28 protein-coding genes are annotated in these 26,782 nt (G+C 55.2%); 19 read left to right on the top strand and 9 right to left on the bottom strand.

Features of this window, described 5'->3' with window-relative positions:
* Nucleotides 1–73: 73 nt before the first annotated feature.
* The 5 genes from A6U95_RS12935 to aaeR all read right to left on the bottom strand — a co-directional run bounded on the left by A6U95_RS12935 (nucleotide 74) and on the right by aaeR (nucleotide 5,557).
* Nucleotides 74–802: a MerR family transcriptional regulator gene (locus A6U95_RS12935; protein WP_065684760.1), complete on the bottom strand. Its 729-nt coding sequence runs from the start codon at nucleotides 800–802 to the stop codon at nucleotides 74–76.
* Nucleotides 803–904: 102 nt separating this feature from the next.
* On the bottom strand, nucleotides 905–1,849 hold the full coding sequence (locus tag A6U95_RS12930; protein ID WP_021806983.1) for a nucleoside hydrolase: 945 nt from the start codon (nucleotides 1,847–1,849) through the stop codon (nucleotides 905–907).
* A 132-nt stretch (nucleotides 1,850–1,981) separates the two neighbouring features.
* A complete protein-coding gene (locus A6U95_RS12925; RefSeq protein WP_065684759.1) occupies nucleotides 1,982–3,325 on the bottom strand; it encodes an APC family permease in 1,344 nt (447 codons plus the stop codon).
* Between the two features lie 10 nt (nucleotides 3,326–3,335).
* Nucleotides 3,336–4,238, bottom strand: coding sequence for an acetamidase/formamidase family protein (locus A6U95_RS12920; protein ID WP_065684758.1), 903 nt, complete (start codon nucleotides 4,236–4,238; stop codon nucleotides 3,336–3,338).
* Between the two features lie 407 nt (nucleotides 4,239–4,645).
* Nucleotides 4,646–5,557 carry an HTH-type transcriptional activator AaeR gene (gene aaeR, locus A6U95_RS12915; RefSeq protein WP_024483740.1) on the bottom strand — a complete coding sequence of 304 codons (912 nt, stop codon included), beginning with the start codon at nucleotides 5,555–5,557 and terminating at the stop codon, nucleotides 4,646–4,648.
* A 327-nt stretch (nucleotides 5,558–5,884) separates the two neighbouring features.
* On the opposite strand from aaeR, the gene aaeX reads away from it, so the two are divergent.
* The 5 genes from aaeX to A6U95_RS12890 all read left to right on the top strand — a co-directional run bounded on the left by aaeX (nucleotide 5,885) and on the right by A6U95_RS12890 (nucleotide 9,959).
* Nucleotides 5,885–6,088, top strand: coding sequence for a p-hydroxybenzoic acid efflux pump operon protein AaeX (gene aaeX, locus A6U95_RS12910; RefSeq protein ID WP_021180732.1), 204 nt, complete (start codon nucleotides 5,885–5,887; stop codon nucleotides 6,086–6,088).
* 7 nt (nucleotides 6,089–6,095) lie between these two features.
* A complete protein-coding gene (aaeA, locus tag A6U95_RS12905; protein WP_021806979.1) occupies nucleotides 6,096–7,031 on the top strand; it encodes a p-hydroxybenzoic acid efflux pump subunit AaeA in 936 nt (311 codons plus the stop codon).
* Complete coding sequence (gene aaeB / locus A6U95_RS12900) at nucleotides 7,031–8,998, top strand: p-hydroxybenzoic acid efflux pump subunit AaeB (protein WP_065684757.1); 1,968 nt, start codon at nucleotides 7,031–7,033, stop codon at nucleotides 8,996–8,998. Before aaeA ends, aaeB begins: the two co-directional genes overlap by 1 nt.
* 207 nt (nucleotides 8,999–9,205) lie before the next feature.
* The gene (locus tag A6U95_RS12895) at nucleotides 9,206–9,655 is read left to right on the top strand and encodes a ribonuclease (protein WP_021806977.1); all 450 of its coding nucleotides are present in this window, start codon (nucleotides 9,206–9,208) and stop codon (nucleotides 9,653–9,655) included.
* A 4-nt stretch (nucleotides 9,656–9,659) separates the two neighbouring features.
* Nucleotides 9,660–9,959, top strand: coding sequence for a barstar family protein (locus A6U95_RS12890; RefSeq protein WP_065684756.1), 300 nt, complete (start codon nucleotides 9,660–9,662; stop codon nucleotides 9,957–9,959).
* Nucleotides 9,960–9,992: 33 nt separating this feature from the next.
* Here A6U95_RS12890 and yjgA read toward each other — a convergent pair whose 3' ends face one another.
* The gene (gene yjgA / locus A6U95_RS12885) at nucleotides 9,993–10,541 is read right to left on the bottom strand and encodes a ribosome biogenesis factor YjgA (protein ID WP_021180727.1); all 549 of its coding nucleotides are present in this window, start codon (nucleotides 10,539–10,541) and stop codon (nucleotides 9,993–9,995) included.
* A 201-nt stretch (nucleotides 10,542–10,742) separates the two neighbouring features.
* On the opposite strand from yjgA, the gene pmbA reads away from it, so the two are divergent.
* Complete coding sequence (gene pmbA, locus A6U95_RS12880) at nucleotides 10,743–12,083, top strand: metalloprotease PmbA (protein ID WP_065684755.1); 1,341 nt, start codon at nucleotides 10,743–10,745, stop codon at nucleotides 12,081–12,083.
* Between the two features lie 284 nt (nucleotides 12,084–12,367).
* Entirely contained in the window at nucleotides 12,368–12,754 is a 387-nt protein-coding gene (cybC, locus tag A6U95_RS12875) for a cytochrome b562 (RefSeq protein ID WP_065684754.1), read from the top strand.
* Nucleotides 12,755–12,796: 42 nt separating this feature from the next.
* Here cybC and A6U95_RS12870 read toward each other — a convergent pair whose 3' ends face one another.
* A complete protein-coding gene (locus tag A6U95_RS12870) occupies nucleotides 12,797–13,561 on the bottom strand; it encodes a helix-turn-helix transcriptional regulator (protein ID WP_065684753.1) in 765 nt (254 codons plus the stop codon).
* A 117-nt stretch (nucleotides 13,562–13,678) separates the two neighbouring features.
* On the opposite strand from A6U95_RS12870, the gene A6U95_RS12865 reads away from it, so the two are divergent.
* Complete coding sequence (locus tag A6U95_RS12865) at nucleotides 13,679–14,467, top strand: sulfite exporter TauE/SafE family protein (protein ID WP_065684752.1); 789 nt, start codon at nucleotides 13,679–13,681, stop codon at nucleotides 14,465–14,467.
* A 42-nt stretch (nucleotides 14,468–14,509) separates the two neighbouring features.
* Here A6U95_RS12865 and rnk read toward each other — a convergent pair whose 3' ends face one another.
* Nucleotides 14,510–14,920, bottom strand: a complete 411-nt coding sequence (gene rnk / locus A6U95_RS12860) for a nucleoside diphosphate kinase regulator (protein WP_021180723.1) — start codon at nucleotides 14,918–14,920, stop codon at nucleotides 14,510–14,512.
* Nucleotides 14,921–15,341: 421 nt separating this feature from the next.
* Between rnk and A6U95_RS12855 the strand changes: the two genes are divergently transcribed.
* From A6U95_RS12855 to A6U95_RS12810, 10 genes are all read left to right on the top strand, one after another.
* Entirely contained in the window at nucleotides 15,342–15,689 is a 348-nt protein-coding gene (locus tag A6U95_RS12855) for a hypothetical protein (protein ID WP_021806973.1), read from the top strand.
* Between the two features lie 37 nt (nucleotides 15,690–15,726).
* Nucleotides 15,727–16,092 (top strand): glycine-rich SFCGS family protein, encoded by a 366-nt coding sequence (locus A6U95_RS12850; RefSeq protein ID WP_021180720.1) that lies wholly within the window; start codon nucleotides 15,727–15,729, stop codon nucleotides 16,090–16,092.
* Nucleotides 16,092–16,388, top strand: coding sequence for a DUF4312 family protein (locus tag A6U95_RS12845; RefSeq protein ID WP_024483731.1), 297 nt, complete (start codon nucleotides 16,092–16,094; stop codon nucleotides 16,386–16,388). The genes A6U95_RS12850 and A6U95_RS12845 overlap by 1 nt, the downstream gene beginning before the upstream one ends.
* Before the next feature lie 86 nt (nucleotides 16,389–16,474).
* Nucleotides 16,475–17,251 carry a DUF4311 domain-containing protein gene (locus A6U95_RS12840; protein WP_021180718.1) on the top strand — a complete coding sequence of 259 codons (777 nt, stop codon included), beginning with the start codon at nucleotides 16,475–16,477 and terminating at the stop codon, nucleotides 17,249–17,251.
* A gap of 11 nt (nucleotides 17,252–17,262) precedes the next feature.
* Nucleotides 17,263–17,913: a DUF4310 family protein gene (locus A6U95_RS12835; RefSeq protein WP_024483730.1), complete on the top strand. Its 651-nt coding sequence runs from the start codon at nucleotides 17,263–17,265 to the stop codon at nucleotides 17,911–17,913.
* A 54-nt stretch (nucleotides 17,914–17,967) separates the two neighbouring features.
* Nucleotides 17,968–19,107: an amidohydrolase/deacetylase family metallohydrolase gene (locus A6U95_RS12830; protein ID WP_065684751.1), complete on the top strand. Its 1,140-nt coding sequence runs from the start codon at nucleotides 17,968–17,970 to the stop codon at nucleotides 19,105–19,107.
* Nucleotides 19,091–20,209 carry a DgaE family pyridoxal phosphate-dependent ammonia lyase gene (locus A6U95_RS12825; protein WP_065684750.1) on the top strand — a complete coding sequence of 373 codons (1,119 nt, stop codon included), beginning with the start codon at nucleotides 19,091–19,093 and terminating at the stop codon, nucleotides 20,207–20,209. Before A6U95_RS12830 ends, A6U95_RS12825 begins: the two co-directional genes overlap by 17 nt.
* Nucleotides 20,206–20,946, top strand: a complete 741-nt coding sequence (locus A6U95_RS12820) for a KDGP aldolase family protein (protein WP_024527928.1) — start codon at nucleotides 20,206–20,208, stop codon at nucleotides 20,944–20,946. The genes A6U95_RS12825 and A6U95_RS12820 overlap by 4 nt, the downstream gene beginning before the upstream one ends.
* 213 nt (nucleotides 20,947–21,159) lie before the next feature.
* Nucleotides 21,160–22,389, top strand: coding sequence for a lactonase family protein (locus A6U95_RS12815; protein WP_065684749.1), 1,230 nt, complete (start codon nucleotides 21,160–21,162; stop codon nucleotides 22,387–22,389).
* A gap of 50 nt (nucleotides 22,390–22,439) precedes the next feature.
* Entirely contained in the window at nucleotides 22,440–24,356 is a 1,917-nt protein-coding gene (locus tag A6U95_RS12810; RefSeq protein WP_065684748.1) for a PRD domain-containing protein, read from the top strand.
* Nucleotides 24,357–24,524: 168 nt separating this feature from the next.
* Here the strand turns inward: A6U95_RS12810 and A6U95_RS12805 are convergent, their stop codons facing one another.
* A complete protein-coding gene (locus tag A6U95_RS12805; RefSeq protein ID WP_065684747.1) occupies nucleotides 24,525–25,652 on the bottom strand; it encodes an iron-containing alcohol dehydrogenase in 1,128 nt (375 codons plus the stop codon).
* 286 nt (nucleotides 25,653–25,938) lie between these two features.
* On the opposite strand from A6U95_RS12805, the gene A6U95_RS12800 reads away from it, so the two are divergent.
* On the top strand, nucleotides 25,939–26,706 hold the full coding sequence (locus tag A6U95_RS12800; RefSeq protein WP_065684746.1) for a LuxR family transcriptional regulator: 768 nt from the start codon (nucleotides 25,939–25,941) through the stop codon (nucleotides 26,704–26,706).
* The last annotated feature ends 76 nt before the right edge of the window (nucleotides 26,707–26,782 follow it).

Genomic DNA, 26,782 nt, shown 5'->3' with positions numbered 1-26,782 from the left:
AAACAGGAAAAAGGTAGCATCCCGGTGAAAAATAAATATTCAAACTTTTGTGATAATTAACGGAAGAACAACGTCAAAGTGTAATGACCTCAAGAGACATCACCTGTTGTTGCCACAGTTCAATCTGTTGTTTGCGGGCGGGGGTGAGTTTACCTGTCATGACAAGCAGCCATTTTCGTTCAGGAAACAGCTCCGGAGCCAGACTGGCAGGCGGAACGGGAAGGACATCAATGTGCTGTCCTTGACCAGTACGCCTGAGCGCTTCCAGCCAGATTTCGCATGGGTCTGACAGGTACCAGCCGGTGATCAGATAGTTATCCCCTGCCGCTTTTTTGTCCCTTTCGAGGCAAAATGAGGTGTAGGAAATGATAATGCCATCCAGGATCTCGCGCAGGGTCATCATCGCCGGAATATTGGCAGAGACTTTACTGCGCAGCGGGCGCAGCACTTCCGTGACCAACTCCGGGCGAGGATATTCGCGGCCAGAAGCGTAAATCTGCTGGCGCAGCGATTCGATTTTTCCCTCTTTAAGCAACTGCAGCATTCTCTCTTGCAGAGTGTGCCAGTTGTTTGTCTGACCTTCTGCCGGGCGAGCCAGCAGGGGTTTCACCTGGCTGATGGTGACCCCTTTTTTTACCCAGTCGAGAATTTTGAGCGCCTGCTGGACATCATCATCACTGTACTGGCGATGTCCACCATCGGTGCGCATCGGTTTGAGCAGGCCGTAACGACGCTGCCAGGCGCGTAATGTGGTTGCGTTTATTCCGCAAAGCCGGGCAAATTCGCCGATAGAGTAAGCCATGAGAGACATCCGATAACAAAGAACACTTTCGATATACTACGCATAATGCCGGCTTGAATGAAGTGTCGGGCGTTTGCACGACACTTTACTCCCAACCGTGCCTCAAACCTCAACTTCACCAATTCTTTCCAACGCATCGACAATCAGATCCCAAAAGGCGGTTTCATCAAGCTTCACTGCCACCTGGGTATGGCAATCCGCCGGGGCCGGGAAGCGGAAGTCCGCGACCGTCATTCCCAGCGTCAGGGTACCGGTCAGCTCAATATCGATGGGCACCTTACGCACCGTCATCACGTTGGGGTTGATCACATAGGCGACCGCGCAGGGATCGTGTACCGGTGGCGAAGTGAACCCCTGTGCCTGCTTATACATATGGCCGAAGAACTCGAGCAGTTCGACGACAAATTTCGCAGGACCGGTGCCAATGGCGGCGATGCGCGCGCTAACTTCTGGCGTGGCCAGAGCCTGATGCGTCAGATCCAGCCCAACCATGGTTAACGGCCAGGGCTCGTTGAACACGATATGCGCGGCTTCCGGATCGATTTTGATATTGAATTCAGCTACTGCGCTCCAGTTACCCACGTGGTAACCGCCGCCCATCAGGACCACTTCCTTCACGCGTGTGGCAATGCGGGGTTCCTTGCGCACCGCCATGGCGATGTTGGTCAGGCCAGCGGTGGGCACCAGCGTTACGGTGCCTGGTGGGTGCGCCATGATGGTATCAATGATCAGATCGACGGCATGGATATCGGCCAGTTGCAGCGTGGGTTCCGGTAGGACTGGCCCATCGAGGCCCGATTCACCGTGGATGTCGGGGGCGACTTCAATTTGCCGTACCAGAGGCCGCGAACAGCCAGCGGCAAACGGCACGCCGGTGATGTTGGCAATGCGCGCCACGGCCAACGCATTCCGCGTGACCTTCTCCAGCGTCTGGTTGCCGACGACGGTGGTTACGGCCAGCAGTTCAATATCTGGGTTGCCCCATGCCAGCAGCATCGCGATCGCATCGTCATGCCCCGGGTCGCAGTCCAGTATGATTTTCTTCATGATTTTTCCTGAGGCAGGGGAATTTTTTCGAGCATAACCTAGAGGCGGGCAGAGGGGTATGACCAGCGGGCCGTTTTGTTAACGTCATCAAAGGATTGAATAAATCTGCCCCAGAAGGGGCAGATTGCTGGCTTAGTCCTCCAGCTTCAGCACTGGCTCTCTTTTCAGCACTACGCGCAGCACGAAGTAATACACGATGCCGATCGCCAGCCAGCTAAGGCCGAGGATCTTGGCTTCGATATCCATCTCGTACAGCACAAAGGCGATGATCGACAGGCCGACCAGTGGGAACAGCAGGTGTTTTACCCAGGCCTTGGACTTCTGGCGGATGATGTAGTGGTTAATCACCGACAGGTGCAGGATCAAAAAGCCCATCAGCGCCCCGAAGTTGACCAACCGGCTCAGGTTGTCGATGCTGCCGTTGAAGTATAGCCCGGAACCGAGGGAGATCACCGCAACCAGCAGGGTGCTGACGTAAGGGGTTTTAAAGCGTGGATGCACCTTTGCCAGGATCTTCGGCAATTGGCGGTCACGCCCCATGGCGAACAGAATGCGGGAGATGGCGGCCTGCGCGACTAACGCATTGGCAATCCCCCAGGAGAGCGCCGTCGCCCAGATGGTGGCCTGCTTTAACCAGGAGCCGCCCGCCAGATTGGCGGTATCGTAGAACGCGGTATCCAGGTTAGTGAAGTTTTGGCCCGCAGCCAAATCGGCGGCAATCCAGGTTTGCAGGATAAACAGCGACCCTACCAACAGCAGCGCATACAGCGAGGCTTTCCCCACGGCATCGGCCCCGCCTTTGCTCTCTTCGGACAGCGTTGAAATACCGTCAAAACCCAGGAACGATAGCACTGCAATCGACACCGCACCCATCACCAACGGTAGGCTGAATTTCTCGGCGTTGTAGAGCGGGTTCAGCGTCAGGCCACCGGAACCTTCGCCGGAATACAGTGCCGTCAGGCCCATCACCACAAAGATGGTCAGGATCACGATCTCTGCCACCAAGATGTAGCGGTTGGCCTTGGCGGTAAACTGGATCCCTACCAGGTTGATCGCGCTGTTGATCACGATAAAGGTCACGATCCACACCCAGGCGGGTACTTCTGGCAGGATCGGGCCGAGCGCCGCCGCGCTGACGATATACAGCAACGACGGCACCAGGATGTAATCGAGCAGGATCAGCCAGCCGGCAAAGAAGCCGACGGTTTCATGGATGCCGCGCTGGGCATAGGCATAGACCGAACCGGAGACCGGGAAAGCGCGGGACATTGACCAGTAGCTCATGGCGGTGAAGAACATCGCCACCATGCCGATCAGATAGGCCAGCGCCACCATGCCCTGTGCGCCTTCCCACACGTAGCCAAACACGCCAAACGGCGCGATCGGTACCATAAAGATCATGCCGTAGATCACAAGATCTTTCAGGGTGAGGGTACGGTGCAGTTCCTGCTTATAACCAAATTGTTCTACAGACATGGCGCTATCCCTAATCCAGCTGGAGGTTTAACTGTTCGGCAACGCTGCGTGGCAGCGCGAAACGGCAGGTTTTCAGCGGATCGACCACCTGACAGATTTGCAGATCGCCGGTGATGCTCAGCAGATTGATGGCGTCGGCCAGCGAGACCTGGCTATAGTCCGCCACGAAGTGCGCCATATTGCGCGTTGCCAATTCGGCCGCCTCGTCCAGCGTTTTGGCGGATGCCAAGGTATATAGCGTATCGGCGGTGCTCATCATTGGGGTTGGCAGCGCGCGGTTTTTGACTACGCTCAGGTTCACCACCACTTCGCCGGGAATTTCCAGCCCGCATACCGAGACTTCGCCATCGCCCATTGCGGCATGCAGATCGCCGAGCGCAAACAGCGCGCCGGGAACGTTAACCGGCAGCCACAGCGTGCAGCCTTCGGTGATGATTTTGCAGTCCATGTTACCGCCGTGGGCATCTGGTGTACCGCAGGAGACCGGCTCTTCGGCCGGGGCGACGCCAATCACGCCGATCATCGGCTTTAACGGCCAACGCACGCCGCCGGGCAGCAATGCGAAGCCGTCTTTCAGCGGCACGGTGCGGATCTGTGGCTGTTGCAACTCATCGCCAATGACGCCCAGGCCTGGAGCGGTGACCATGACTGCCTGATGGCTGGTTGGGGTAATACGTTTAATTTCTACCCGTAACACATCGCCGGGGTTTGCATCCTGCACGTAAACCGGCCCGGTAGCCGGGTTGATGCGGCTCCAGTCCAGTTCGGTGAAGGCGGCCTGTTCGGAGGCGATTTGATCTTCGAAGCAGTCACAGGTTTCAAAACAAACGTCGCTGCCGCTGGGAACGGTAGCCACAGGGGCGTTATCGCGCGACATGGCATATACCACGTGCGTACGTGAGATCTTTTCCATGGTGATTCCTATAATGAATAATGAAGCCTGGTTTTTATTATTTATGGCAATAATGATAATTGGGCGAACCAGCGCCAATTCATCAATAAATCACACCCGCAGGGGCGTAAGCAAGCACGCGAAAGCGGTAGCAGAATGAGCATTTTGGTTGGATTGGCAGGATATGCTTTAAACAATTATTGCGGTGGTTTATTACCCGTAACTATGGCGGAAATTTCCGCATAACCGATCGGTTAACCCGAATGAATACAGCAGAGTTCTCAGTAGAGAATGGGAATCAAATGAAGGTAAATACTTTCGATAATTGGCATTAATAAAATGAGTAATCGTTTTTATAGCAGCAAACGCTATATATCAGCTACAGCAAACTTATTACCCTGGAGTGAACTTCAGGGTAATGGGGAGCTTCAGCGATAGCCCTGATACACTTCCGCCACGCGTTTAAAGTATTCCGTCAGGTAATTGATACACACCTGTACCTTGAGCGGCAGCTTGTCCTTCTCGGTGTACAGTGCGTAAACCGGGCGGGGTTCTGAATGGTAGCGCTTGAACAGGATCTCAATCTCACCGCGTTTAATCTCTTCGATGACCCACATCAGTGGCGCATAGGCAATCCCGGCTCCGGCCTTGAGCCAGCGGATCATGGTTTGTGAATCGTTGGTCACGAAGCGCCCCTGTGGGGAAATGCGCGTGCTGATGCCTTCGGGAGCCATCAATTCAAACTCACTGTCTGGCCGTACGCTGTATTCCAACCAGGAAAAATTCACCATATCCGCCGGTTTTTGCGGTGTCCCGTGTTGAGTCAGGTAGCTTTTGGCGGCACAGACCACCATCGGCATCGAGCCCAGGCGTTTGGAAAACAGGCTGGAGTCCTGTAGTTCGCCGGTGCGGATCACCACGTCCAGGCCATCGGCAATCAGATCCGGGGCCGGAATGCCGGTGACCAGATTAACCGTCAAACCAGGATATTCTTGCAGCATGTCGGCGGTCATGGTTGCCAGAACGTTTTGCGCCATAGTGGAGGAACTGCCGATGCGCAGCGTGCCTATGGGCGTATTGTTCAGCGCATAAAGTTGTTCATGGACCTCGGCGGCCTCCTGCAACATGCGGCGGCAGCCCTGATAGTAGATTTTACCGGCTTCGGTCAGGCCGATACTGCGCGTGCTGCGGTTAAGCAGCTTCACCTGTAGATCATTTTCCAGTTTGGACACTGTCTGGCTGATGGATGAAACACTCATGTCGAGCTGGCGTGCCGCCGCGGTAAATGACCCACATTCAACGACTTTGGCAAACACGGACATCCGTTTTAGTCTTTCCATTGTTCACTCTGGCTTAAAAGTGATTTAGATCACAGATTATAGATGAGTTGATAGTAAGCAGGCTAATATAACGCGTCGGGTGTAAAGATCTTCTGAACGCTTGAGCGTGGTCAGCCATGCCGCGGTATACTGCCGTGGCCGCACGATCCCTCCGGTTATCCATACATTCCCTCTCGCGGAAGCCTGCTGTTAGCTTAACCCTTTTTCAGGTTTATGGCCTGGTCAACTACCAGATCATAACGTTTGGCGTCCGTGCGCTAGAATGTAAATGGAATGTGAAATCAGCAGGAAAAACCCCCGGTGTAGTAAACAATTAAGGATAAAGTGATGAGTTTGCTTCCGGTTATGGTCATTTTTGGACTGTCGTTCCCACCGGTATTTTTTGAGCTGTTAGCGTCGTTGGCCCTGTTCTTCGTCATACGCCGCCTGTTGCAGCCGACCGGGATTTACGATTTTGTCTGGCATCCGGCGTTGTTCAATACCGCGCTGTATTGCTGTTTGTTTTATCTGATTTCGTGTCTTTTCGTTTGAGGCTGCTGTGAAAACTCTGTCATTAAAAATACTTCGCATTGCGATCACCTTGCTGCTGGTCCTGCTGGCGGCCATCGCCGTGTTCAAGGCCTGGGCGTTTTACACCGAGTCGCCGTGGACGCGTGATGCCAAATTCACCGCCGACGTGGTGGCGATTGCCCCGGACGTCAGCGGTTTGCTGACCGACGTGCCAATCACCGACAACCAACTGGTGAAACAGGGCCAGATCCTGATGGTGATCGACCAACCACGTTACCAACAGGCACTGGCCGAAGCCAACGCCGATGTGGCCTATTATCAGACGCTGGCGGCCGAGAAGAAGCGTGAAGCGGGCCGCCGTGTGCGCTTGGGGATCCAGGCGATGTCACAAGAAGAGATCGACCAATCCAATAACGTGCTGCAAACCGTGCAGCATCAGTTGGCCAAGGCGATCGCCGTGCGCGATCTGGCGCAGCTGGATCTGGAACGGACCACGGTGCGTGCGCCAGCAGACGGTTGGGTCACCAACCTCAACGTCCACGCGGGGGAATTTATCACCCGTGGTTCTACTGCGGTGGCGCTGGTGAAGAAAAACAGCTTCTATGTCATCGCCTATCTGGAAGAAACCAAGCTTGAAGGGTTGAGCAAAGGCGATCGTGCCGAGATCACCCCGCTGGGCAGCAACCGCATTATGCACGGCACCGTCGATAGCCTGGCCGCGGCGGTGAATAACAGTAGCAGCACCCCAAACAGCAAGGGGCTGGCGTCGATCGACAGCAATCTGGAGTGGGTGCGTCTGGCGCAGCGCGTGCCGGTAAAAATCATCCTCGATGAGAAAGATCAGCAGCACTCTTACCCGGCGGGTACCACCGCGACCGTGGTCATTACTGGTAAGAACGATCGTAGCATCGACAGCGGCTCGCCGTTTATCCGGCTGATGCATCGGTTGCGCGAGTTCGGCTAATGAACAACCCAACCTTTCTGCGGCTGCGGTTTGCCTGCAAGCTCAGCTTTGCAATCGTCTTCGCCCTGTTTGTCGGTTTTCACCTCAATCTGGAAACCCCGCGCTGGTCGGTGCTAACGGCGGCCATTGTGGCTGCCGGCCCGGCATTTGCCGCCGGGGGGGAACCTTTCTCTGGTGCCATTCGCTATCGTGGCTGGCTGCGTATTATCGGCACCTTTATGGGCTGTTTTGTCGGTTTGCTGATTATCGTTACCTGTGCCCGTGCACCGGTGGTGATGTTGATGCTTTGCTGCGTCTGGCTGGGGGTCTGTGTCTGGATCTCCTCGCTGGTGAAGGTCGAAAACTCCTATGCCTGGGGTCTGGCAGGCTACACGGCGCTGATTATCATCGTCACCTCCGCAACCACCACCACTTCACTGCTGGCCGCGCCACAGTTCGCCGTAGAGCGCTGTAGCGAGATCGTACTCGGTATTCTTAGTGCGATACTGGCCGATTTGCTGTTTTCCCCGCGTTCGATCAAACAGGATATCGATCGCGCGGTAGATCAACTTATAGTGGGGCAGTACAAGCTGATGCAGATGTGTATCAGCGATGCAGAGAAAGAGGAGATCGACCGCGCCTGGAGCGATCTGGTTAAAAGCACCACCGCCATTAATGGGATGCGCAGTCACTTGATGTTGGAGTCGTCACGCTGGCAGCGGGTCAACAGCCGCTTGCATGCGCTGCATACGCTTTCGCTGACGTTGATCACCCAGGCCTGTGAAACCTACCTGATTTTGCTCAATCATCCGGATGTGGTGAAGGAAAATATCCGCGAGCTGCTGATGGTCCCGGCGGAAACCGCGCAGGAAGTTCGCAAGCGCCTGAAGCTGGTGCGTCAGGTGCTGTCAACCAACCGTAGTGATGAACATCTGCCAACGGTCACCGGCTGGGTGGGGGCGGCAACGCGCTATCTGCTGGTGGCAAAAGGCGTGCATACCAACAGCGGCATCAACGCGGTAGAAAACGAGATACTGGCCGGGGAAGTGGTGGTGAAGAGGCCGTCGGCGGAAGGCCACCATGCGATGATCAACGGGCTGCGAGCCTGGGCGGCGACCTCAATAGGCTGCCTGTTCTGGCTGTGGACCGGCTGGACATCCGGCAGCGGCTGTATGGTGATGATCGCCGTCGTGACCGCATTGGCGATGCGTACGCCAAATCCAAAAATGATGGCGCTCGACTTCCTGCTGGGCGTGCTGGTGGCGTTGCCGCTCGGTGCGCTGTTTTATATGTTTATTCTGCCAGAGACCCAGCAAAGCATGTTCTTGTTGTGTCTGAGCCTGGGCATCATGTCCTTTGTCATCGGTATCGAAGTGCAGAAACGCCGTTTGGGCTCGTTGGGCACCTTGGCGAGTACCATTAACATCATCGTGTTGAGCAACCCGATGAGTTTCCATGTCTCCTCGTTTATCGACAGCGCCATCGGCCAGATTATCGGCTGCTTTGTGGCGATGATCGTGTTGTTCCTGATCCGTGATACCTCACGTGAACGTACCGGCCGCACGTTGATGAATCAGTTGGTCAGCAGCGCCGTTTCGGCGTTGACCACCAAGGCGGCGCGCCGTAAGGAAAACCACCTGCCCGCGCTCTATCAGCGCCTGAACCAGCTGCTGATGATGTTCCCGAACGACATTGCCAAATACCGGCTGGCGCTCAACCTGATTATTGCCCACCAGCGGATGCAGATGACCGAGATCCCGGAGCGGGAAGAGCTTTCGGTGTTCCACAAGCAGATCCGCAGCACCGCCGACCACGTGGTCACCGCCAAGAACGATGTGAAGCGGGCTTACTACTACGATCGGTTACTCAAAGAGATGAATGAATATCAACAAAAGCTGGTGGATAACCTCGCTCCGCTTAGCGTCACCGGGCCGGTAAAACGCCTGGCCGATATGCTACATCTCTACCGTCACGCGCTGATTGATTGATATCTTCGGCTTCCCGTCAAGGTCTATACTGAGCATGTTTACGTTCCCCGGTACGGGGGGCTAAAATGCACGCAGGAAGGCCTCACTAACCATAATAATTCCGTATCAATTGCGGTTTTTGCTCGGGCGTCAGGCCTTTTGGATGCGAAATGGTTACATCTTGGTCATCTTTGATTCATTAATTTTTGCTATATATGCAGGGACGGTATGAATAAACGTACGCTTATTGCAATGTTGATTGCTTTGCTGGTGGCGGGGTTCAGTGCGCTGCAGGGGGATGGCGATCGGGCTCTGACCAACGATTCGACCCCGGCGGCAGAGAGCATTGAACAACTGACGCAGCAGCAGCGGGTAGTCAGCTATGTGCAACAGCACCAGCGCCTGCCTGATTACTACATCACCAAAAAACAGGCTCGTGAGCAGGGTTGGGATGCGCGTGACGGTAATCTGTGCAAGGTATTGCCGGGCAAAGCTATCGGCGGCGATCGTTTTTCCAACCGTGAAGGGCAGTTACCGACCGCCAACAACCGGGTATGGCGCGAAGCGGATATCAACTACCAATGCGGCCGACGCGGTGCCGATCGGCTGTTGTATTCCAGTGACGGTCTGATTTATGTCACGCGCGATCATTATAAGAACTTCATGCGGATGGAGTGAGCCGATGGGAAAAATAGAGTTCGATTTTAACCAGATCGCGGACTTGCCAGCGTTCTATCGCCACTTTGCCGAGCGGTTTGCATTGGGTGAAGGATTTGGCGCCAACCTGGACGCGCTGTGGGACGTGGTGACCGGCGACATCAGCCTGCCGGTCGAGATTGAATTTCTCAATCTCAACGCCCGCAGCAAACGCCGCTTTGGTGCCATTATTCTGTTGTTTGAAGAAGCGGAGGAGGAGCTGGAGGGCAACCTGCGGTTCAATATCCGTGAAACGAGCAGCACAGCGATGCATCAGCGGGGATGAACGGGGTCCATCCCGCAGCGATGCCGCTGACGATCACTGTTGTGCCTCGGCCAGCTCTCGCAAGTACTGGAAGATTTGGCGGAATGATTTTGGCGGCTTGTTAGCGGCCTGCTCTTTCTGCGCGTTACGTATCAGGGCGCGCAACTGTTGGCGATCGGCCTGAGGATACAGATCCAGCACGGACGGGATCGCGTCATCACCTTCTGCTACCAGGCGATCGCGCAGCGCTTCCAGCTTGTGGAACAGCGAAACCTGTTGGTTATGGCGGTTCTTCAGCTTGTCGAGCGCGGTCTGGATTGGTTCGACATCGCGAGCACGCAGCATTTTGCCGATCAGTTGGATCTGGCGGCGGCGGCCTTCTTTCTTGATCTTCTGCGCCAGTTCGATGGCGGCACGCAGATCTTCATCCAGCGGGATGCGTTCCAAGGCGTTTTTACCCAGTTCAACCAGTTCGGTTCCCAGATCTTTCAGCGCTTCGGCATCACGTTTAATTTCACTTTTACTGACCCAGATAATCTCGTCATCGTCCTCGTTTTCGTTCTCCGGGACTTCGTCGAGCCAGTCTTCAGGCTGTTTGTTCATGGTAGGCTCCGTTAAAAAGAGGCTAATCCTAACAGGTTGCCGGCTTTATGCGAAATTCCACGCGGTTCCTGTTAGACTCAAAAGTACATCGGGCTGTGGCCAGCGGGCGCAGCCTGAAATTATTTTGGCGCGTTATTGCGCGCAAAACCATGCCGACACGGCACTTTTCTCAACGATTTTCTGATTAAGTATGGCCGATTGATGAAAGTAGTCACCCAAGTTGCAGAGCAGCGCAAAGCGCTGGAACAAGCCGTTTCACAGGCACTGGAGCTGGCACGCGCCGGTTCCGATGCGGCAGAAGTTGCCGTGAGCAAAACCACCGGTATCAGCGTCAGCACCCGCTTCGGCGAAGTGGAGAACGTCGAATTCAACAGCGACGGCGCATTAGGCATTACCGTCTATTACCAAAACCGTAAAGGCAGTGCCTCTTCCACCGATCTTAATCCGGATGCCATTGCTCGCACCGTGCAGGCGGCGCTGGATATCGCTCGTTACACTTCACCAGATCCCCATGCTGGCCCGGCGGAAAAAGATCTGCTGGCGTTTGACGCGCCGGATCTGGACCTGTTCCACCCCACCGAGCTGGATGCCGAGCGCGGTATCGAGCTGGCAGCTCGTGCCGAGCAGGCTTCGCTGGCGGCCGATAAGCGGATTACCAATACCGAAGGCGGCAGCTTCAACAGCCATTACGGTATCAAGGTCTTCGGCAACAGCCACGGTATGCTGCAAAGTTATTGCTCCAGCCGCCACTCGCTCTCCAGCTGTGTGATCGCCGAACATGATGGCGATATGGAGCGGGATTACGCCTACACCATTGGCCGGGCGATGGATGATATGGCCAGCCCTGAGTGGGTCGGCCAGGAATGTGCCCGCCGCACGCTGGCACGTCTTTCCCCACGCAAGCTGTCAACCATGAAAGCGCCGGTGCTGTTTGCCTCAGAAGTGGCAACCGGTCTGTTTGGCCACCTGGTCGGGGCTATCAGCGGCAGCAGCGTCTATCGCAAATCTACCTTCCTACTGGATTCGTTGGGTAAACAGATCCTGCCGGAGTGGATGACCATTGAAGAACATCCGCACTTGCTGAAAGGGCTGGCGTCCACGCCATTCGACAGTGAAGGCGTACGTACCCAACGCCGCGACATCGTCAAAGACGGCGTGCTGGAAACCTGGCTGCTGACCAGCTACGCGGCGCGTAAACTGGGGCTGCATAGCACCGGCCACGCGGGCGGGATCCATAACTGGCGCATTGCCGGTCAGGGCGATGACTTTGCCGGCATGCTCAAACAGTTGGGCACCGGTCTGGTGGTCACCGAACTGATGGGGCAGGGCGTCAGCGGTATTACCGGCGATTACTCACGCGGGGCTTCTGGCTTCTGGGTAGAAAACGGTGAGATCCAGTATCCAGTCAGCGAGATCACCATTGCTGGCAATCTGAAGGATATGCTGCGCAATATCGTCAGCATCGGCAGCGATATCGAACTGCGCAGCAATATCCAGTGCGGTTCCGTGCTGCTGCCGGAAATGAAGATCGCAGGGCAGTAATACCCCTCACCCCAACCCTCTCCCACAGGGAGAGGGAGCTGTCCAGAGTTCGTGGTTGGTCCGTACTGCTTCGGAAAGTCGGGAGTAAGAACAAAGAAAGCAAGGTATTACGCAGAGCAATCAATGAACTCGATTGGTTCCCTCTCCCTTTGGTAGAGGGTGAGGGCTGATATGCTCCTCACAACTCCCCGCTTCAACCTTCCTTACAAATATCAGGTATCGGTTTTACCGTTCCATGCCTATGTTTATAACGGGTTAACTAAAACAATAACTGGAAGGTGAGCATGAAGAAGACATTGAAAGTGTTGGCAGCACTGACGCTGCTAGGAGCCAGTTCATGGGTGATGGCAGCCGAACTGGCCGATGACATGGATACCTTGGCCGCCAATTACAAAATTGTATTGAAAACCGACTCCACCGATACCTTCAAGCAGAGCCTGCAGAATATGCGTGCTGCGGCTATGGATGCCCAGAAGGGCACACCGCCGAAGCTGGAAAGTAAAGCGCCAGACAGCCCGGAGATGAAAGAGTTTCGTCAAGGGCTGGCGACGCTGATCGGGCAGATCGATCAGTCAATGGCGCTGGCGAATCAGGGCAAGCTGGAGGACGCGCGTAAAGTGGCTGAGGGCTTCAAGCAAACCCGCGATGCCAATCATAAGAAATTCCGCTAAACGTCAGTAATGCTTGGTGACCGCCGATGGCGGTCATTGCTATCACCCCAGATAAAAAGACGGCGCCAGCCCTAATACCCGACGGAACATCGCCGAAAAGGCCGCACTACTCTCATAACCCAACTCGATTGCCACCTGGGTAACGCTGTTGCCCGCCGCCAGGCGTGCCAGCGCCAATACCACACAGGCTCGTTGACGCCACTGCGAAAACGACATCCCGGTCTGCTTGCGGAAAAAACGGCTAAAGGTGCGTAGGCTCATATACAGGCTGGCTGCCCAAAGCCCTGGTGGCGCGTGGGCGTCTGGCTGGCGTAAAAAGGCCTCGCACAGAGTGCTGAGCCGGGGATCTTCCGGCAGGGGAATATGCAGCGGTAATGCCTGCATCTGGGCAATCTCATGCAGCAGCAGCGCCACCAAAGCCCCATCCCGTCCTTCCTGCTGATACACCAGCGGCATATCAACGGCAGCCATCAGCAACTGACGCATCAGCGGGGTTACGCTCACCACTTGGCACACCTCGGCGATGGGCGCGATCAGCGCGTCCGGCTCGATATACAGGCTGCGAGTGCTCACTCCCATCATCCTGACTTCATGTGCGACCTGCGGCGGGATCCAGACGGCGCGCTGCGGTGGCACCACCCAATTTCCCTGCCGGGTAAATACCTGCATCACGCCGGTGGCACCATACAGTAGCTGCGCGCGCCGGTGGCTATGCAAGGGCAGCAGATAGTCCGGTGGATAGTCGGTGCCAATGGCAATTACCGATCTTGGCGTGTGGTCGAGGGAATCAATGGCGATATTGCGCATAGCCTGCCTTATCATTTTGGCCGAAACGCTATGATAGTTGACCGATGATAGTGTGCAAGCCATAAGGAGGCCGCCTATCCTGCTAGCTGACCAACGACATTGAGGAGTTGCAGGGTGATGGCTGATATTTTACTGGTGCTGTTTACCGGCTTTTTGACCGGCATGACCACCATTCTGTTTGGTTTTGGCGGTGGTTTTGTGGTGGTGCCCTTCGTCTATCATGTGGTTTCCGCCTCCGGTAATCATGCCGATCAGGCGATGCATGTTGCCGTGGCCACCTCGGCGGCGGTCATGATTTTAAACGCCAGCTATGCCAGCGTTACCCAGTGGCGCAGTGGCAATATCCTGCGTGAAACCATCACTCCGCTGATCTTTTATATCGGCATGGGGGCGGTCATCGGTGCCTTTGCCGCGATGCAGCTTGCAGACTCCGCCATTCGCGGGCTGTTTATTCTCTATATGATGGCGACCATTGCCGATTGTCTGCTGCGCAAAGGGTTCCTGACCAAACCCGCCAAGACGGCGTTATCCAAGACGACGGTGTGGGTCGGTGGGCCATTAATTGGCGTGATTGCCGCTATGCTGGGGGTTGGGGGCAGCGTGATGACTGTTCCACTGTTACGCCGTCAGGGTTATGACATGAAGCACTGCGTTAGTGCGGCCAATCCGCTATCGATCCCGGTCGCGGTGGTGGCGACGGTTTTGTATAGCTATCTCGGCATGGGGAAGGTGAGCGGACCGCATTATTTCGGCTATGTGAATCTGTTGATTTTGGGGTTACTGCTGGTGGCGGGTATCGCGGGGATCGTGTTTGCCAAACGGGTGTTGCCCTTCGTAGATGACAGGCTACACGCCAGAATTTACGTGTTGCTACTGGTGGTGGTGCTGATCGCGATTTGCCTGTAAAGAGGCAAACAGGGCGGCTGAATGGCCGCCCGGAAACCTGACTTAGCGGTGATACTCGCCCGCAGCCTCAGGTTGATACAGCAATTCCAGCACTTCAATGCGGGCTTCTTCGCCGTTTGGCAATTGCCAATTGATCTGTTTACCCACGTGCATTCCCAGCAGTGCTGCACCCAGGGGTGCCATCACCGACAGCTGTTCAGCGCTGTCTTTGAGAGAGGCAGGGTAAACCAGCGTGCGCACATGTTCTTCTGAAGTATGCAGATCGCGAAAACGTACGCGGCTGTTCATGGTGACGACGTGTGCAGGGATCTGCGATGCCGGCACAATGTCAGCGCGATCCAGTTCAGCGTTCAGCGCGGCGGCGACGTCAGTATTGGCAAAGGCTGGCTGTGCCAGTAGCGCATCCAGGCGTTCCGCATCCAGCTCATTAATGGTAATGGTTGGTTTGGTCATTCCACTCTCCAGTCCAATCAAAGGGCGCCCTTTCTGCGCCATAAATTCGGAAAACAACACAAAAGCAACACCCCCGCACCTTTGGGAGCGGGGGTGTGAAAAATGTCGGTTTGTCCTACTGATAGTAGGCTGTTAGGGCCGGAAAAGAAAGAGATCTCGATCACGAAGTTTTTTGCGCCGCGATGCTAACTGGCAACTCTGCGTTGCAAACTCTTTTTGCAATCTCATTTACTTAGCGTAAAAACCCTCGATTTTGCGAAATGGATCCCCTGGCGTCACTTAATTTCCAGTTCGAACTGGAAAAAAACGCGCTACACAAGCAATGCCCCAAGGGTTAGGGTAAAGACATCAAAGAAAGCGGGTAAAGGTAAAGCGCTTTACCGTTAACGGATAAATAGCTGGATCCAGAGGTGACTGCAAAGTGAATGACGGAACTGCTTCGGTAAGTAACAGGGAACAGACTGACATCAGTGAGGCCGCAGCGATTACCACTCAACTGCTGGCCGATATTACCGCCATGTTGGGTGAAGAGAATATTTACACCAATGCGGTGCAACAACAAATGTTGGAATCCCATATCCGCGCGATGGTGTTGCGCTCAATAACGGGTGAACCCTTGCCGGAAGTTGATAAATCACTGTTTGATGAAATTTCTGCCGGCTCAATGCAACTGGCAGAGCGAGTGGTAAATAAGTTTGCCACGCTACCGATTGAAGAGGCGTATCTGCTTTCGGTTCATTTTGAAGTGGCTAAAGATAACGACCAATAACGTTTAATTATTTAACATTATTCAGGAGAAAAACCCCATGGGACAAATTACCGTAGTGATCGGCGATCGGCTGGGTAAAGGCCAGAAAGTAGGCCAAGGCGTTGAAAATGCAGGTGCCAAGGTGATTGTGATCCCTGGCATGGCGGCGGATATGAAGTTGGGTGACGTGATGAAAGCAGAAAATGCGCAACTGGGCATTTCTTTCTGCGGCAGCGGCGGCGCTGGGGCGATCACCGCACAAACCAAATATGGTTATAAATCCAGATATGGTATGCGTTCTATCGAAGAAGGCGTGACGGCAATTAACGAAGGCTGCAATGTATTAGGCTTTGGCTTTATGGATAAAGAAGAATTAGGCCAGCGGCTAGTGGAAGCGTATGTCAAAAAATACGGCAATCCGTAATGAAAGAGACTTATACCACCTCGGTTAACGTGGAGGGCAAAGGCGATAGTAAAGCTAAAGCCTTTGCCGGTGCATTAGCGAATGTACAGGGCGTGATTTTAAAATCCACCAATAATGTTCTGCTGCGTATCGAACCGCAGGATGTCAAAATATTAAAGGCGGAAGAGAGAACCACCAAAGAAAAATTTCTTTTCTTCTTCCTGGCGCGTGAAAGAAAAAGCTATGCCGTTTCATTAGAAATAACCGTGAACGTGACGATCATCAATACCGAAAAGGTGGTCTTCACCCAGAAATAAAAACGTTATATCCGTCGTGTTTCAAGCTATAGCCGCTAGGGCTGCGTCTTGGGATCCACTGGGCATGACATAAGAAGGATATTCTGATGTTTTTAATCATCTTATTTAAGTCGATTATTATCGGCGGGCTGGTTGGCGTCGGTGTAGGGGCCGGTGCCGCACGTATGTTCCACGCACCGACGACGCAGGGTATGGGAGCGTTCCGTACCTTGGGTGAGCTGAACTCCTGCGAAGGCGATCCGGCTTCTCATTTCTCATTTGGTCTGGGCTTCTTCTTCAACGCCTGGGCGTCTTCTGTGGCGGCGGGGGCCTTCACGCAGGACGTTGACCATCGCATCATTCCTAACTGGGGCGCAGCAGCCCTGATGATCAAAAACCGCAACGTTGCGGAAACCATGCACGATCCAAAAAAGATGGCCATCGCGTGCGGGATCATCGGCATTTTGGTCGTGGCCTTCCTTAACACCACCGCTTCGGCAGTGCCTGCGGCCTTGCAGGTTACGGCCATCAAAGTCTTGGTTCCAGCGGCCAACCTGCTGGTGAACACCGTCATGCCGGTGATCTTCTGGCTGGCGGCGATTGAAGCGGGCAAACGTTCTGGCTTCTGGGGCACCATCTTCGGTGGTCTGGCACAGCTGATTATGGGTAACGCCGTACCGGGTCTGGTGCTGGGTATCCTGATTGGCAAGGGCGTTGAGGAAAGCGGCTGGAACAAAGTCACCAAAATCATGATGGTGGCGATTGTGCTGCTGTTCGTGCTGAGCGGCTTCTTCCGCGGCTTTGATATGAAAGTTCTCGAATCCTTCAGCCTGGGCGTGCCTGGCTGGCTGGATGCCATTCATAACACCCTGAGCGGAAAATAAGGAGCTGAATGATGGAAGCACAAGCAGACAAAGGCTTCTGGTATGCCGACTGGTCGTTCCCGATTTTTGTTGGCCTGCTCTCGTCCGGCGTGTTCGCCGGGACACACATGTATTACCTGTATGGCATAGGCGCGTTTAACGAAGTGGCTTTCGTTTCCATGCTGCGTGCCGGGATGGACACCGGGGTTTACGGTGCGGTGGCGGCGTTCGGTGCCAGCTTCCTGTTTGCCCGTATTATCGAAGGTTCTCTGGTAGGGATCCTGGATATTGGCGGGGCGATCCAGACCGGGGTTGGCCTTGGTGTTCCTGCGCTGTTGCTGGGGGCGGGGATTGTTTTCCCGGTAGCCAACTTTGCCGCCTCGCTGGTGACTGGCCTGGTCATTGGCCTGGCGATTGGTTACCTGATTATCCTGGCGCGTAAATTTACCATCAATCAGAGCAACTCCACCTACGGGGCGGACGTGATGATGGGGGCCGGTAACTCTTCCGGGCGTTTCCTTGGGCCGTTGATCATCCTGTCTGCCATGGCCGCTTCGATCCCGATCGGCCTGGGTTCCCTGCTGGGTGCGCTGCTGTTCTATATCTGGGGCAAGCCGATCACCGGCGGCGCGATCCTGGGGGCCATGATCTTGGGGGCATTCTTCCCGGTAGCCATTTCTTAATCAAGTCCCAAGCCCTGGGTCAACTGCCCAGGGTTTGGCAAGGAGTAGCGAAGCATGTATGACCTAATCATCCGGCGCGCCAGGCTGGTGGACGACACCCTGGCCGATGTGGCTATTGAGGCGGGAAAGATTGCCGTCGTCGGGCAGTTGGCGGCCGATGCCAGCGCCCACAAACAACTGGATCTGGCGGGAAACTACCGCCTGAGCGCTGGCTGGATCGACTCTCACGTACACTGTTATCCCTCTTCACCGATTTATCATGATGACCCGGACCTGGTGGGTGTGAGCAGCGGCGTCACCTCGGTGGTGGATGCTGGCAGCACCGGCACTGACGATATCGATGAATTCTATGCCCTGACGCGCAGCGCCAAAACCAACGTCTTTGCCTTCCTCAATATCTCGCGTATCGGTCTGCTAAGGCAGAATGAACTGGCTGATATGGCGGATATCAATAAGCAGCAGGTCAAGCAGGCCATCGACGGCAAGCCGGGATTTGTCATTGGTATCAAGGCGCGTATGAGCAGCAGCGTCGTGGGCCAGAACGGCACCAAACCGTTGGTGTTGGCCAAAGAGATCCAGCAGGAAAACCAGCAACTGCCGCTGATGGTGCATATTGGCAACAACCCGCCGGATTTGGACGAGATCGCCGATCTGCTGACCCAGGGCGACATCATCACTCACTGCTACAACGGTAAACCGAACCGCATTCTGACCCCGGCAGGTACGCTGCGCGAGTCGATCCAACGCGCGTTAAAACGTGGCGTGTTACTTGATGTAGGCCACGGCTCGGCCAGCTTCAGCTTTGAGGTTGCCCGCCAGGCCATTGCGCTGGGGATCTTCCCGCACACCATCAGTTCCGATATCTACTGCCGTAACCGTCTGGCTGGCCCCGTGCACAGCCTGGCGACGGTAATGTCCAAATTCTTTACCGTTGGGCTTTCTCTGGCGCAGGTCATTGGCTGCGTGACGGAAAATGCCGCTGCGGCGTTGCGCCTGACCACCAAGGGGCAGCTGAAACCCGGCTTTGATGCCGACCTGACCATTTTTGATCTCCGCCAGGGGCCGCAGGTGTTTGCCGACTCCGAAGGGGAGTCCGTGAATGGCGAACAACTGTTGGTGCCACTGGCTGCTGTGGTGGCCGGGGAAGTCCTATTAACCGATCAAGGAAAAGCCGCTCATGTCTTCAGTCTATGAAAAATATAACTTAAAGCAGGTGATCAATACTTCCGGCCGCATGACCATTCTCGGCGTTTCTACGCCACGCCAGGAGGTGATTGACGCTGTGGATTACGGCCTGAATCATTACTTTGAAATCAAGGATCTGGTCAACAAGACCGGCGCCTATATTGCTGGCCTGCTGAATGTGGAAGACGCGGTGATTGTTTCCTGCGCTTCTGCCGGTATTGCCCAGTCGGTGGCGGCGGTGATCGTCAAAGATAACGCCAACCTGTTGGTCAACCTGCATTCCGCTACGGTGAACGAGCCGCGCGAGATCGTGTTGCCGCGTGGCCATAACGTCAACTTTGGTGCGCCGGTGGATACCATGGTCGCCCTCGGCGGCGGTAAGGTGGTGGAAGCAGGTTATGCCAACGAATGTTCCCCTGAACAGATTGAAGCCTGCATCACCCCGCAGACCGCTGCCATCCTGTACGTCAAGTCTCACCACTGCGTGCAGAAAAGCATTCTCTCCGTCGAACAGGCGGCCGTGGTGGCGCGTAAGCATAACCTGCCGCTGATCGTCGATGCCGCTGCCGAAGAAGATCTGATGTGTTACTACCAGATGGGGGCCGATCTGGTGATCTACAGCGGTGCCAAGGCTATTGAAGGGCCAACCAGCGGGCTGGTGATCGGCAAGAAGCAATACGTAGAGTGGGTGAAGCAGCAGTCAGGCGGTATTGGCCGGGCGATGAAAGTGGGCAAAGAGGGCATCCTCGGCCTGACGCAGGCTATCGAAAGCTACCTGACGTCGGAGAAAACCACCGGTGCGCAAATGGTAGAGCGCATGACGCCGTTTATCAGCCAACTGAATACCCTGAATGGCATCAGCGCCAAAACCGTCTGGGACAGCGCAGGGCGCGATATTGCCCGCGTTGAAATCACTTTTGATGAAGCGGCGTTGGGGATGTCGACTGTGGAAATCGTCCAGCGGCTGAAAACCGGTGATATCGCCATCTATTTCCGTGGCTACAAGGCCAACGAAGGCAAGATTGAGGTGGATGTCCGCAGCGTGAACGAGCAGCAGCTGATGACCGTCTTTACCTGTATTAAAAATCTGTTTACGGAGAACCAAGCATGAAGCTGAAGCCTAATTACTATAAAGACCGCGTTTGCCTCAACGTGCTGGCTGGCTCAAAAGCCAACGCGCAGGACATCTATAATGCGGCGCAGGGGCACGTGCTGGTGGGCGTTCTATCCAAAAACTATCCAGACGTTGAGAGTGCCGTGGCGGATATGTCGCGTTATGCACGCCTGATCGAGAACGCGCTTTCCGTAGGCCTGGGGGCTGGCGATCCCAAGCAGTCGAATATGGTCAGCCTGATCTCCGAGCAAGTCCAACCGCAGCATGTGAACCAGGTGTTTACCGGCGTCGGTGCCAGCCGTGCATTGCTGAAGCAAAACCAAACCGTGGTGAACGGCCTGGTTTCTCCGACCGGCCGTGTGGGCTGGGTGAAGATTTCCACCGGGCCGCTGAGCGCTCATGCAGCGGATGGCATCGTGCCAGTAGAGACTGCCATTGCGTTGTTGAAAGATATGGGCGGCAGTTCGATTAAGTATTTCCCGATGGGCGGCCTGAAGCATCAGGACGAATATGAATACGTGGCAAAAGCCTGTGCCGAGCATGACTTTATGCTGGAACCGACCGGGGGCATCGATCTGGAAAACTTCGAGCCGATCCTGGAGATTGCGTTGAAAGCCGGTGTGAAGCAGGTGATCCCGCATATCTACAGCTCCATCATTGATTCCACCAGTGGCGATACTCGCCCGCAAGATGTCAAAACTCTGCTGGAAATCACCAAGCGGCTGGTGGGGTAAACCCGCGGCCCCTCACCCCAACCCTCTCCCACAGGGAGAGGGAGCTGGTACGGAGTTGGGGTTAGGTGTGGTGTAAAGCAGTGGCATGTTCGATTTGATGTGGCGGTTGGATACTGGAGTTAAGTTGTGGCACGTTCGGTCCCCTCTCCCTTCGGGAGAGGGTTAGGGTGAGGGGCATCTTTTTGTCCCTATCTATCGGTCAAAAGGATAACTATGCGAAACTGGCAGGCTTCGAAATTACGAATCGCTCCGCTGTGGAGCGCGCTGTCCCTGGCGTTGTTGGCTATCGCCAGCCCGGCGTTACATGCTGAGGATGCAATGAAACCCACGTCGTCTCATTTTGCCTATATTGGTACCTATAACCCGAACGGTGAGGGAGTTTATCGCATGCAGGTGGATGCGAAAACCGGGGCGCTGAGTGCCAAGACGCTGGTCAGCAGCCTGCCTAATCCGGCCCAGTTGGTCACCGATGCCAAAGGAAAGACGCTATACGTTGCCAGCGAGGTGGCAGATTTTAATGGCACCCAGCACGGGGGCATTGTCGCCTATCGCATCAACCCACAGGACGGCAGCCTGACGCCGCTTAATCAGGTGGATTCACAAGGTGCGGGGCCGGTTTACCTTTCTCTGACGCCGGATGGCCGTCATTTGCTGGTGGCTAACTATGTCAGCGGCAGCGTTGCGGCGTTCCCGATCGACAACGAAGGCAAGTTGGGTCCAGCCAGTTCTGTGCAACAAGATATTGGCCCTGCGGGCGCTGCCAAACCCGCCGCCGCGGTGGAAGGCAGCTTTGCCATCAGCGATCACAATGGCCCGCATGCGCATATGATCGCCAGCGATCCGAGCGGCAAGTTTGTGTTCTCTACCGATCTGGGGCTGGATCGTATCTACCAGTGGCGTTTCGATGCCGCCAGCGGCAAGCTGACGCCGAACGATCCGCCGTGGATCGCCGCCTCTTCCGCCGGAGCCGGCCCGCGCCACTTCATATTTCATCCAAATGGTAAAATTGTCCTACTAATCAATGAGGAAGCATCTACACTAACCAGCTACCGCTTTGATAGCCAAAAGGGGACGCTGAAACAGTTACATGCAGTTTCAACGCTGCCTGCCGATTATAAGGGGACCAGCTTTGCCGCTGGCATTGCCTTGGCTGCGGATGGTAAAAATCTGTATGTCGCCAATCGCCTGCACAACAGCATTGCGCAGTTCAGCGTAAGCGGTGAGGGTGAGCTGAAACCGGTGGCAGAGACTTGGACGCGAGGTGATTATCCGCGCACCATCACCCTGGATCCGAGTGGCCGTTATCTGTATGCCATGAATCAGCGTAGCGATAACGTAACCCGCTTTAGCGTAGACCAGCTCAGCGGTAAGCTCAGTTTTGTTGAAGGCTACACCCCGGTGGGCAGCCCTTCACAAATAGTGTTCTTGCCAGCTGCGAAGTAACCAGTTGCCCGCCTGACCCCTTAGGCGGGCACGTTCATAACGGAAAGAGAATGGTGAGATTTCCCTACCCACGTTTGGCATCGCTGTTCGATGCCTTGCAGTCCGAAACGTTGCCGCAGGACGAGCTGGCAAAGCGTTTTGCCGTGTCTACCCGCACGGTACGCGCCGATATCACCGCGCTGAACGATATTCTGGAAAGTTATGGTGCGCAGTTTGTCCACAGCCGCGGGGCAGGATATCGCCTGCAGGTTGATGATGAGGCCCGGTTTAGCGCACTCCAGCATCGGGAACGTAAACAGCACGCCACGCCGCGCAGCGCGCAGGAGCGGGTGCATTATCTGTTGATTCGCTTTTTGACCTCAGCCTTCTCGATGAAGCTGGAAGATCTGGCCGATGAATGGTTTGTCAGCCGGGGTACGCTGCAAAACGACATGGCTGAGGTGAGGGAGCGTCTGGCGCATTACCAGTTAACCATCGAGACCAAGCCGCGCTACGGTATGAAGCTGTTTGGTGCGGAAATGGCGATCCGCTCCTGCCTGACCGATCTGTTGTTTCAACTGCATCTGGCGGATGCGGAAAACCCATTGCTGAACAATGACATCCTCCATCAGCCGCAGGTACTGACCTTTGCCGGACTGCTGCACCCATTGCTGTCGCAATATGCCATTCGTCTGACCGATGAGGGCGAGCAATACCTGATCTTCTACTGTGCCGTGGCGCTGCGGCGCATCATGGACGGCTATCCGCTACAGGATTTTGACGTGGAAGACGGTGATGATGCAGTGCGCAAAGCGTCAACCTGGCTGGCGAGTGAATTGAGCAAGGCCACGGGCAAAGAGATTGCGGCGGCGGAAGAGGCCTATTTGCGGGTCAACATCGCTGCCAGAAGAGTGCAGGAAGTACAGCCGACCAAAATCAACGCCGATGACGAAGAGGCGCTGGTGGATTACATCCTGTCCTACATCAACTCGCACTATAACTACAACCTGCAGAACGACAAGCAGCTGCGGGCCGATCTGCTCACCCATATCAAAACCATGATCACTCGGGTGAAATACCAGATCAATATCCCGAACCCGCTGTTGGCCAATATCAAGCAGCATTATCCGATGGCCTATGATGTGACGCTGGCGGCGGTATCGAGCTGGGGTAAACACACGCCTTATACCCTGAGCGAGAACGAAATCGGCTACCTGGTGCTGCATATTGGCGTCGGCCTGGAGCGGCACTACAACATTGGCTATGAGCGCCATCCGCAGGTGATGCTGGTGTGCGATACCGGTAACTCTACGGTGCGGATGATCCAGGCCCAGATTGCGCGCAAATATCCGCAACTGGTGGTGACGCGCATCGTTTCGCTGCGTGATTACGAAATTCTCGCCAGTATCGACGAAGATTTCATCATTTCCAATGCGCGCATCAGCGAGAAGAACAAGCCGATTGTGGTGATGTCGCCGTTCCCAACGGAGTATCAGCTAGAGCAGTTGGGCAAGCTGGTGCTGGTCGATCGTACCAAGCCGTATATGTTGGAAAAATTCTTTGATGCCAGCCACTTTATGATCGTCAACGAGCCGTTAACGCAGGAGCAGCTGTTTAGCAAAGTTTGCGCTCAGTTGGAGCAGGAAGGCTATGTGGGCAGTGATTTCTACCCTTCGGTCGTTGAGCGGGAGGACATCGTTTCTACCCTGCTGGGGGAGGGGATTGCTCTGCCGCACTCTCTGGGGCTGTTGGCGAAAAAGACCGTTGTGGTCACTCTGCTGGCACCACAGGGCATTCCGTGGGGAGAAGGTGGGGTGGCACACGTCATTTTCTTGCTGGCAATCAGCAAAAACGATTATGAGGAAGCGATGGCGATCTACGATCTGTTCGTCACCTTTGTGCGCGAACGTTCGATGACCCGCCTGCTGGGCAGTGACAATTTCGACAGTTTCAAAGCGGTAGCGTTGGACTGCCTGAGCCGCATTTAACGGCTTCCCCCTCTGAAGGCAGAGGGGGAGCACCGCATTAATCGTCTTTCTTCTTGCCGAATATCTTCATCAGCGCGCCGACGATCAGCCCCAGGGCGATGCCGCCTAAAATCCAGTCAACCAAACTCATTGTTGTGCTCCTGCGATCCTATAGTTCTGATTATATTATCATTCAATCAAGAACGCCCCATCGATCATTACTCTCCGTTGCTCGGTAGTGTAGCTGAGCCAGGAATTCTTGCTGTTGGACTTCTCCAGTACGATGGCCAGTTCCGCCTTGCTAAGGGATAGCTCGTCCTGCCAGAACGGGGCGATGGCGTGGCGGGTGATAAAGTCGATCAAAAAGCGCGCCGGGCTGTCCTGCTCTTCAGGGAATAGCCGCAGGGCCAGTTCGGTCATTAATGCACGTTGTTGCGGCTGCTCGCTTTCCCCCAGCAATTCAAGAAACGGCAGCAGCAGGCGGCCGCACACCTGGCCGTGGTGGTAATCACGCAATGCCCCTATCTCACCCGCGATGCCGTGGATCACACCTAAGCCAGCCATACTCAACGTCAGGCCACCCAGATAGGAAGCCTGCATAATCGCTTCGCGGGCTTCATCGCTCTGTTTCAGCACCGGCCAGGCGCAAAGGAAGTGATGGATACCGCTCAACGACATCTCGCGCGACAGGCTGCTGGCGGTCTTGGAAAGGTAGGCTTCAAACAGATGGGTGAAGGCATCGATAGCGCAATAGGCCAGTACGTGGTCTGGCGCTCCCTTCAGCAGGTCAGGATCGAGGATCGCCACCTGCGGCACAAAGTTATTATGCCGCAATGAGGCTTTCACCTTGGTGACCTGAGTATCGGTGATCACTGCGTTTTGCGTTACCTCGCTGCCGGTGCCTGCGGTGGTAGGAATGGCGATCAACGGCAGCGTTGCGCCACTGATTTTGCTGTCACCCACTTTTTCCATGTAACGCAGGGTTGGCAGCGGGTGTTCGATCAGGGCAGCGAACGCCTTGGCGGCATCCAGCACGCTACCTCCACCGATGGCGACCACTCTTTGCACTTGGCCTCGCCAGCGTGCCACCCATTGGTCGATTTCTTGCGGGGAGGCCTCATGGGCGACAATTTCTCTGCCCACCAGCAACGGCGTCAGCGCCGGGGCCAGTTCAGCATAGAGGGGACCGTTAAGAAACGATCGGCAGGTGAACAGCAGCGTAGTGTGCGACTCGGCCTGGAGCAGTGGGATCAGTTGTTGGATGCTGCCCTTGCCAAACCAGGCCTGCCGGTTGGCGATCATCAGACTAGTGGTCATGCTCTCTCCTTGGCGCATTTGGGCATCGAAACCACAGCATAATTCAGCCTGGCTAGGCGAACCAACGCTTTTCCGTCGCTTAACGCGAAATTGTTAAGATATTAATCAACTCGAATTGTGTGGTTAATCGTTGCAGGGGCCTAACTTGTGATTTGATTAACATGTAAACAGTAATACCCTTGCATTCTGGCCAATTGAATGCTTTTTATAGCTTATTGGCCCAATGTCGGTCGCTGATACGTTGCGGAAAGTTGATTGTTAATTTGTTAATGATTTCGGGGGCGAAATGAATATTCAGGTCGAAAGATTATCGGCGGTGATCGACGCAGTAGCGAGCCGCCAATTCTATGCCAGCCTCCTGGTTTATCTGGAGGGCTTCTTCGCCTTTGATAATGCCATCGTCTACGCCTTCGAATATGGTCAGGCACCGCGCTGTCTGATGAAAACCGAGAAAGAAAACAGCGATGCGGTAAACCAGATTTACCAGCAGGGTGCTTACCTTGAAGATCCCTTTTACCAGGCGCTGAACGGCGGCGGCCATGGCGATGTGTTTACGCTGCGGCAACTGGCTCCCTGTGGTTTTTACCAAACGGATTACTACCGTAACTTTTACCGTAAAACCGGCTGGCACGACGAGGCAGGCGTATTGCTGCAACTGACGCCGGAACGCGGACTAGGCATCTTTTTCGGCTCGGCCCGGCAAACGGTCGGCGTGCGTTATCCCCAACTGGCTGACCTGCGTGGCGCGTTGACGCTGGTAAAAAGCGTGGCGCGGCTGCATGGGGAAGTGGTGGTTGCAGCTAATGTGCCCACTCCCTCCGCCCCACTGGTAGATAGCGCAGCCCAGGCGCGCTATGCGTTAAGCCCGCGTGAGCGTGAGATCGTCGATCTGATCCTGAGCGGCAACGGATCGCAGCAGATCGCCGAACGGCTGTTTATCAGCCTGGGCACGGTAAAAAATCATCGTAAGAATATTTACGGCAAGCTGAATATTGGTTCTCAGGCCGAGTTGTTCAGTCTGTTCTTGAGTACCCCCCTGCGCCGTACGGCATAATGTTAAAAAAGTGTTGCGAATATCCCTAAAGGGACATAGCCGCCTGCCCACGCTCTGCTGATAATCCAGGCTAAGG

Origin of the sequence: Serratia sp. 14-2641 (assembly GCF_001692375.1) — a bacterium.
Classification (GTDB): Bacteria; Pseudomonadota; Gammaproteobacteria; order Enterobacterales; family Enterobacteriaceae; genus Chania; species Chania fonticola_C.
Note: the sequence above shows the minus strand (reverse complement) of the source record. Positions and strands in the feature narration are given on the sequence as shown.

Excerpts from the sequence above, each read along its gene's own strand:
- A6U95_RS12920 (WP_065684758.1), bottom strand. The coding sequence starts at position 4,238 with ATGGAAAAGATCTCACGTACGCACGTGGTATATGCCATGTCGCGCGAT.
- A6U95_RS12835 (WP_024483730.1), top strand. The coding sequence starts at position 17,263 with ATGGAAGCACAAGCAGACAAAGGCTTCTGGTATGCCGACTGGTCGTTC.
- yjgA (WP_021180727.1), bottom strand. The coding sequence starts at position 10,541 with ATGAACAAACAGCCTGAAGACTGGCTCGACGAAGTCCCGGAGAACGAA.
- A6U95_RS12930 (WP_021806983.1), bottom strand. The coding sequence starts at position 1,849 with ATGAAGAAAATCATACTGGACTGCGACCCGGGGCATGACGATGCGATC.
- rnk (WP_021180723.1), bottom strand. The coding sequence starts at position 14,920 with ATGACCAAACCAACCATTACCATTAATGAGCTGGATGCGGAACGCCTG.
- cybC (WP_065684754.1), top strand. The coding sequence starts at position 12,368 with ATGAAGAAGACATTGAAAGTGTTGGCAGCACTGACGCTGCTAGGAGCC.
- A6U95_RS12890 (WP_065684756.1), top strand. The coding sequence starts at position 9,660 with ATGGGAAAAATAGAGTTCGATTTTAACCAGATCGCGGACTTGCCAGCG.
- aaeX (WP_021180732.1), top strand. The coding sequence starts at position 5,885 with ATGAGTTTGCTTCCGGTTATGGTCATTTTTGGACTGTCGTTCCCACCG.
- A6U95_RS12815 (WP_065684749.1), top strand. The coding sequence starts at position 21,160 with ATGCGAAACTGGCAGGCTTCGAAATTACGAATCGCTCCGCTGTGGAGC.
- A6U95_RS12870 (WP_065684753.1), bottom strand. The coding sequence starts at position 13,561 with ATGCGCAATATCGCCATTGATTCCCTCGACCACACGCCAAGATCGGTA.
- A6U95_RS12895 (WP_021806977.1), top strand. The coding sequence starts at position 9,206 with ATGAATAAACGTACGCTTATTGCAATGTTGATTGCTTTGCTGGTGGCG.
- A6U95_RS12935 (WP_065684760.1), bottom strand. The coding sequence starts at position 802 with ATGGCTTACTCTATCGGCGAATTTGCCCGGCTTTGCGGAATAAACGCA.
- A6U95_RS12800 (WP_065684746.1), top strand. The coding sequence starts at position 25,939 with ATGAATATTCAGGTCGAAAGATTATCGGCGGTGATCGACGCAGTAGCG.
- A6U95_RS12810 (WP_065684748.1), top strand. The coding sequence starts at position 22,440 with ATGGTGAGATTTCCCTACCCACGTTTGGCATCGCTGTTCGATGCCTTG.
- aaeR (WP_024483740.1), bottom strand. The coding sequence starts at position 5,557 with ATGGAAAGACTAAAACGGATGTCCGTGTTTGCCAAAGTCGTTGAATGT.
- A6U95_RS12840 (WP_021180718.1), top strand. The coding sequence starts at position 16,475 with ATGTTTTTAATCATCTTATTTAAGTCGATTATTATCGGCGGGCTGGTT.
- A6U95_RS12820 (WP_024527928.1), top strand. The coding sequence starts at position 20,206 with ATGAAGCTGAAGCCTAATTACTATAAAGACCGCGTTTGCCTCAACGTG.
- A6U95_RS12805 (WP_065684747.1), bottom strand. The coding sequence starts at position 25,652 with ATGACCACTAGTCTGATGATCGCCAACCGGCAGGCCTGGTTTGGCAAG.
- A6U95_RS12850 (WP_021180720.1), top strand. The coding sequence starts at position 15,727 with ATGGGACAAATTACCGTAGTGATCGGCGATCGGCTGGGTAAAGGCCAG.
- A6U95_RS12845 (WP_024483731.1), top strand. The coding sequence starts at position 16,092 with ATGAAAGAGACTTATACCACCTCGGTTAACGTGGAGGGCAAAGGCGAT.
- A6U95_RS12825 (WP_065684750.1), top strand. The coding sequence starts at position 19,091 with ATGTCTTCAGTCTATGAAAAATATAACTTAAAGCAGGTGATCAATACT.
- A6U95_RS12925 (WP_065684759.1), bottom strand. The coding sequence starts at position 3,325 with ATGTCTGTAGAACAATTTGGTTATAAGCAGGAACTGCACCGTACCCTC.
- aaeB (WP_065684757.1), top strand. The coding sequence starts at position 7,031 with ATGAACAACCCAACCTTTCTGCGGCTGCGGTTTGCCTGCAAGCTCAGC.
- A6U95_RS12865 (WP_065684752.1), top strand. The coding sequence starts at position 13,679 with ATGGCTGATATTTTACTGGTGCTGTTTACCGGCTTTTTGACCGGCATG.
- A6U95_RS12830 (WP_065684751.1), top strand. The coding sequence starts at position 17,968 with ATGTATGACCTAATCATCCGGCGCGCCAGGCTGGTGGACGACACCCTG.
- pmbA (WP_065684755.1), top strand. The coding sequence starts at position 10,743 with ATGAAAGTAGTCACCCAAGTTGCAGAGCAGCGCAAAGCGCTGGAACAA.